Below are 5,438 nucleotides of genomic sequence, written 5' to 3'. Positions count from 1 at the left end.
TGGCTGGGCGACTTCCACGGCATCGTGCAGGCGGATGCCTTCTCCGGGTTCGGTCGGCTGTACGAACCCGGCCGTAAACCAGGCCCGCTGCGCGAGGCGGCCTGCTGGGCGCATGCCCGACGCAAGTTCTTCGAGCTGGCCGAGCTCAGGAAGGCTCCGATCGCCATTGAGGCGGTGGCGCGGATCGATGCGATCTTCGCCACCGAGCGCGCCACCAACGGTCTTGCCGCCGATGAACGCCGCGCGCACCGTCGCACCCGCTCGGCCGCCCTCGTCGCCGAACTGGAAGCGTGGCTACGGGAGAACCGCGCCAAGCTCTCCGCCAAGGCTCCGGTGGCGCAAGCGATCGACTACATGCTCAAGCGCTGGAGCGCCTTCATCCTTTTCCTCGACGACGGGCGCGCCTGCCTCTCAAACAACGCCGCCGAACGGGCGATCCGGCCGATTGCGGTAGGCCGCCGCAACTGGACCTTCGCTGGCTCGGATGCCGGCGGCCATCGCGCGGCCGCCCTCTACACGCTGATCGAGACCGTCAAGCTCAACGGCATCGATGCGCAGGCCTGGCTCGCTGATGTGCTCAGCCGTCTGCCCGACCATCCGGCCCGGCACATCGACGATCTGTTGCCGTGGAACTGGACCCAACATCAGCCCAGGCCGATCGCTGCCTGACACCTCATCGGGAGAACGACCGCGGCCTTCACCGCAGGCGTACGCCGGTCGGGCATCCGCTACCGCTCGACCAAACCCGATCAGGCACCGCTACGAATGCGCATCTGCGATCTGGCCAAGAGCCGGGTGCGCTACGGGTACTTTCGGATCTACATCCTGCTGCGCCGGGAGGGCTGGCGAGTAAACCATAAGCGGGTTCACCGTCTCTACCGGGATGAGGGCCTCAGCCTGCGGCTCAAGCGGCCGCGCCGGCACGTCAGCGCGGCACACCGTGAGCGTCAGCCCGCGGCGCTCCGGCCGAACGAACGCAGGTCGATGGACTTCGTCTCCGACGCGCTGTTCGACGGCCGCCGGCTGAGGGCCCTGACGGTCGTCGATGCGTTCACGCGCGAGGCTCTGGCGATCGAGGTCGACCAGGGCATCAAAGGTGAGCAGGTCGTGGCCGTCGTCGGCCGCTTGGCGCTGCTGCGCGGAGCACCGTGCTCGATTCAGGTCGATAACGGGCCTGAGTTCGTCTCGAAGGCCCTCGACCGCTGGGCCTACGAGAATGGTGTCACGTTGGACTTCTCGCGCCCCGGCAAGCCGACCGACAACGCGCTGGTCGAGTCGTTCAACGGCCGGCTGCGCGACGAGTGCCTGAACGCGAACTGGTTCTTGTCGTTGGCCGACGCGAGGAGCAAGATCGAGACGTGGCGGCGGCACTACAACGAGAGCCGTCCTCACACCGCCCTGGGGTGGCGAACGCCCCAGGAATTCGCCCTGGCGGCGGCCCTGCAGGCCGCCGAATGAGATCCGGAAGCTCACCTTCCGGCCGGACCAAAATCCGGGGGACCCTCACTCGCGGTCAAGTCGCCAGCGAATGGCGGACAGGCTGTTCATGACTGGCAACTTGCATTAAACGCATTACTAGGCCTCGGGCCGACGTGGCCTCTCTTCCAGATTTCTCATTCGAGTTTAACATGTCTGAAGCGCACAACCTCTTGTCAAAATATTCAGTTAACGTAGAAGATTTTCAGACGCCGCAAGGGTGCTGGACAAATTGGCTGGGGTTGCACACCAACGCCTCGTGGTTCCCGATCCATGATAAGATTGTGGGGCGCGTCATCCCTGATTTACCATTGCCTGACGACGGTGTGTATGGCGGCGCAATGGAATATATTTCATTACTTACGGGCATTGATTACAAAGAAGACGATCGAGAAATTTTTACTGCGATCGAACTTGGGGCGGGGTGGGGCCCGTGGATTTCCGCAGTTGGCGTCACATGCAAGAGGTTAGGCTTTAAACGTATCAATTTGGTCGGCGTCGAGGCTGAGGCCACCAAAGTCTGCAACTTGCATGAGCATTTGCAGACCAACGAACTCGTCGGCGGGCCTGTTAAATCAAGAATCATTCGCGGCGCGGCCTGGAGCACCGACACAACACTTTATTTTCCCAAGTCTATGCCTATGCAAGACTATGGCGGCGCTGCATCCACGTCGAAAAATGACATTGACTATCGCGGGTTTTCGTATGAGACCGACAAAGTAAATGCCTATTCTCTAGAAACCATATGCAGCGGGCTCGATATCGTCGATTATGCGCACTGGGATGTTCAGGGAGCAGAATGGCCTATCGCTGCTTCTTCAAGGGAATTGCTGAATGCGCGGTTTAGATATCTTTTTATCGGAACACACAGCCGAAAGATTGAAGGCGACCTTCTGAATCTTTTTCACGTAATGGGATGGGACGTAATTTCATTCGAGCCATGTGCTTTTAGGTATGACAATAGCAAACCTACACTCGAGGCCATGACTTATACTGATGGCGCCATGTTCGTGCGCAATCCGAGACTAGCAGTTAAGAGATAACCTCGCTGGATACGGGGCGATTAGACCCTCGAGTGACTAATTTCGGGAACGTTCACCTGCAATGCCGTTCTCTTCATTGGTGGCGACATGCCGTTATCTTACGATTGTAACCATAGATAGGCCCAATCTAATTCCATGACATTTATACGGCATGGCGACTCATATATCCGCACGACCGACGCCCGATGCGGAGAACAATTCGATTGTTTCTTTGCTTTTACCTTCTGGAGAGGCTCGCTTTGGTCGGCTAATCGTAGGCACTTCATGTTTGAACCGGACAAGTGGCCGCAGAGAAAAGAAGAATACTCGAGTCGTATCATCGTATCTGAGTGGTCTGAGCAAAGCTTCGGTCTATTATGCCTTCAAGAAATTGACCTCGGTCCGGGCAATGATCCTCGTATTGTCAATGTAGAGGGCAGGCCTATTATTCTATACAGAGGCGCCTTACATGATCAGAACCCCTATTATCTCTACGATCTGAGTGCACGAAAGAATCTTCCGATTGAGATAGGGGATAAATGGTTCAGTTATGGAAAAAACTGGATTCCATTTGATGATAATGGAATGCTTGGTGCAGTCCATAGTCTTGCCCCCTTTCGGCTGCTGCAAATTAATCCAAACGACGGCAAAGGGTGCATCCTTGCTGAACACCGAAACTCATTTGAGCCAAGAACAGCGCATGATAATTTCAATATCTTCCGCGGCGGAAGCAATGCGCTGAGCCTATGCGATAAGTTGATTGGTTTTGGTCACGCAACTTTCAGCCCTTGGAGGCACCACCCATTTTTGTGGGACATGGATGTGGGCGGCAGGATAAATACCATTACCTCTACTGCTTTCGACGCTATTTTTTCTTGTGGTTATGGAATAATAGATCCTACGTCGCTCTTTAGAAAATCTGACGGAAAGTTCTTTCTCGGCATATGTGGATCAGAGAGGGATTGGTTTTTTGACCAAAGATTTGTTGAGGCGCTATTGCCAATAGAACTAACTACTAGTGTATCTTGTAATGGGCCGGCAGTCGACACAAGTGCCTTCAAAAATTTCCCGACGTCTTTCACACTAGTTGCTTCCGATCTTCAGAGCAATATATCTACGACGATAGTCCCATACGGCGGCCGGCATAGTTCCGATCAAGAAGGCTTTTTGTCGTTCGGTCCTTTTATGAATTTGCGGCCCGGTCAATACCATTTAATATTCCGATATCGATCTGAAGCCTTGCCCAGTGAAGAATGTGGTTGGGTAGATGGATGTGTATGCGTCTTGGGCTCGGCTAGATCATTAGGCAAACTCGTTCTTAATGGCACCCGCGGAAACACAAGTACGGCACATCTATTTATAGACATTAAACTTGAGCAGAACGAAAGATTTTCTGTCCAATTTTACACAAACGGTTTGAGGCCGATAACCTTCTTTGACGTTCGTGTTGGCTTAACTAGAGCCGATCGCTCATAGATAAACTCGTTTCACCAATGTGTCTACATGACCTTGGCTTGGTGCAAATGTGTCTTTACGCTTTGTTCGACACTGACAGGGCAGAGCGCAACACGACATCAAGTCAACCGAAAGTAGTTCAGCTTCGCACTTCAGCAAGCCGTAGCAGGGGTACCAGCCGCGTCAGCTACGCATATTGATAATTCTCTACCGTTGCTAATTTGGCCCGATACTTCCAGGCCGGAAGATCGAGTTTGCCGGCACAATTGTGTGCGGTATCACTGCTTTGGCCTGATGATATGGGCGAGGATAGTCTGTTCGGCAGCAGAATCGTGGCACATCAGGCGACACAGCGAACTTGATTTATCCGAATTTTGTTTGGTTATGCCGGGTCATCCTGCGGCCAGGACTGTCGACGGTGAGCGCTGACTGGGCGGCACCTTCCGGCAGGCGATGTGAAGGCAACATACGGAGCGGATTGGGAGCTCCGTCACATGTCGATGTCAGAGCGTATGGCTATGTCGGAGCCGATCCGGGGCCTGGGGCTGTTTACTGGGGCCAGCCGGCGCCGGACGTGGTCGGATGAAGAAAAGGCCGCCATCGTCGCAGAGAGTGATGGGCCGGGCACCTCGATCAGCGCGGTGGCACGCCGATACGGTCTGAGCGCCTCGCAGCTGTTCACGTGGCGGCGTTTGGCGCGTCAGGCTGGGAGGCACGACGGCGAGCGCCCACTGCAGTTCGTGCCGGCCGTGATGAGTGTGCGACTGTTTTTGCCTCCTAAAGACCGGACAAGGTGTCCTGAGTTGATCGGGCGATGAACTCGCGCGGCGAGCGGTAGCCCAGCGCGCGATGAGGGTGAAGATCGTTGTAGTGCGCCAGCCAAACGGGAAGCTGGCGCAGCACGCTCTCGGCGTCCGGTAGCACCGAGACACGTACGTAGTCGCGTTTCAAGGTTCGCACGAACGCCTCGGCCATGCCGTTGCTCTGCGGGCTCTCCAGCGGCGTCGTTTCTGGCACCAATCCAAGGTCGCGGGCGAAGCGGCGCGTGTCGCGGGCCACGTAGCAACTGCCGTTGTCAGTCAGCCACTCGATCAGGCTCGGCAACTGGTTGACCGGCCCGAAGCGATGCTCGACGGCCGCCACCATCAGGTCGCGGACGTCCTCGCCCGTGATGCACGCCGTGGTCGCCACGTAGCTCATTGCCTCCCGATCGCAGCAGTCGAGCGCGAAGGCGACCCGCACACGCTCGCCGTTCTCTGCCGCGATCTCCAGCCCGTCCGAGCACCAACGCGTGTTGCGCACGGCCACCGCCACCTTGCCCTCCTGACGGCGCGTCTCGGCACCGCCCGCATGTCGCTGGAGCAGGAGGCCGTGCACCTTCATGACCCGGTAAACCCGCTTGGCGTTCGGCGCAGGCCGCTCATCCCGCTCGGCCTGCCGGCGCAGAAGGGCATGGACGCGCCGATAGCCGTAGGTCGGCAGATC

5 protein-coding genes and 1 pseudogene are annotated in these 5,438 nt (G+C 57.0%); 5 read left to right on the top strand and 1 reads right to left on the bottom strand.

Annotated elements, in window-relative coordinates:
* The 5 genes and pseudogenes from tnpC to tnpA all read left to right on the top strand — a co-directional run.
* On the top strand, positions 1–669 hold a 669-nt coding region (gene tnpC, locus ACTJK8_RS31560; protein WP_440763139.1), incomplete at its 5' end, for an IS66 family transposase.
* A gap of 36 nt (positions 670–705) precedes the next feature.
* A pseudogene (locus ACTJK8_RS31555) lies at positions 706–1,458 on the top strand (IS3-like element ISMex11 family transposase); the annotation flags it as partial.
* Between the two features lie 170 nt (positions 1,459–1,628).
* Positions 1,629–2,519, top strand: a complete 891-nt coding sequence (locus tag ACTJK8_RS31550) for a hypothetical protein (RefSeq protein ID WP_440763138.1) — start codon at positions 1,629–1,631, stop codon at positions 2,517–2,519.
* Positions 2,520–2,783: 264 nt separating this feature from the next.
* Positions 2,784–3,974 carry a hypothetical protein gene (locus ACTJK8_RS31545; RefSeq protein ID WP_440763137.1) on the top strand — a complete coding sequence of 397 codons (1,191 nt, stop codon included), beginning with the start codon at positions 2,784–2,786 and terminating at the stop codon, positions 3,972–3,974.
* A gap of 473 nt (positions 3,975–4,447) precedes the next feature.
* Positions 4,448–4,771 carry an IS66-like element accessory protein TnpA gene (gene tnpA / locus ACTJK8_RS31540; protein WP_440763136.1) on the top strand — a complete coding sequence of 108 codons (324 nt, stop codon included), beginning with the start codon at positions 4,448–4,450 and terminating at the stop codon, positions 4,769–4,771.
* Here the strand turns inward: tnpA and ACTJK8_RS31535 are convergent.
* A partial coding sequence (locus ACTJK8_RS31535) for an IS3 family transposase (RefSeq protein ID WP_440763135.1) occupies positions 4,731–5,438 on the bottom strand: 708 nt, incomplete at its 5' end. The two genes, tnpA and ACTJK8_RS31535, sit on opposite strands and share 41 nt — an antisense overlap.

It is taken from the genome of Methylobacterium sp. 22177, from assembly GCF_052045615.1.
Classification (GTDB): Bacteria; Pseudomonadota; Alphaproteobacteria; order Rhizobiales; family Beijerinckiaceae; genus Methylobacterium; species Methylobacterium radiotolerans.
The sequence above is the reverse complement of the archived record's forward strand: the minus strand, read 5'-3'. Positions and strand labels throughout refer to the sequence as shown.

Coding starts and splice junctions, on each gene's coding strand:
- ACTJK8_RS31545 (WP_440763137.1), top strand. CDS start 2,784: ATGTTTGAACCGGACAAGTGGCCGCAGAGAAAAGAAGAATACTCGAGT.
- tnpA (WP_440763136.1), top strand. CDS start 4,448: ATGTCGATGTCAGAGCGTATGGCTATGTCGGAGCCGATCCGGGGCCTG.
- ACTJK8_RS31550 (WP_440763138.1), top strand. CDS start 1,629: ATGTCTGAAGCGCACAACCTCTTGTCAAAATATTCAGTTAACGTAGAA.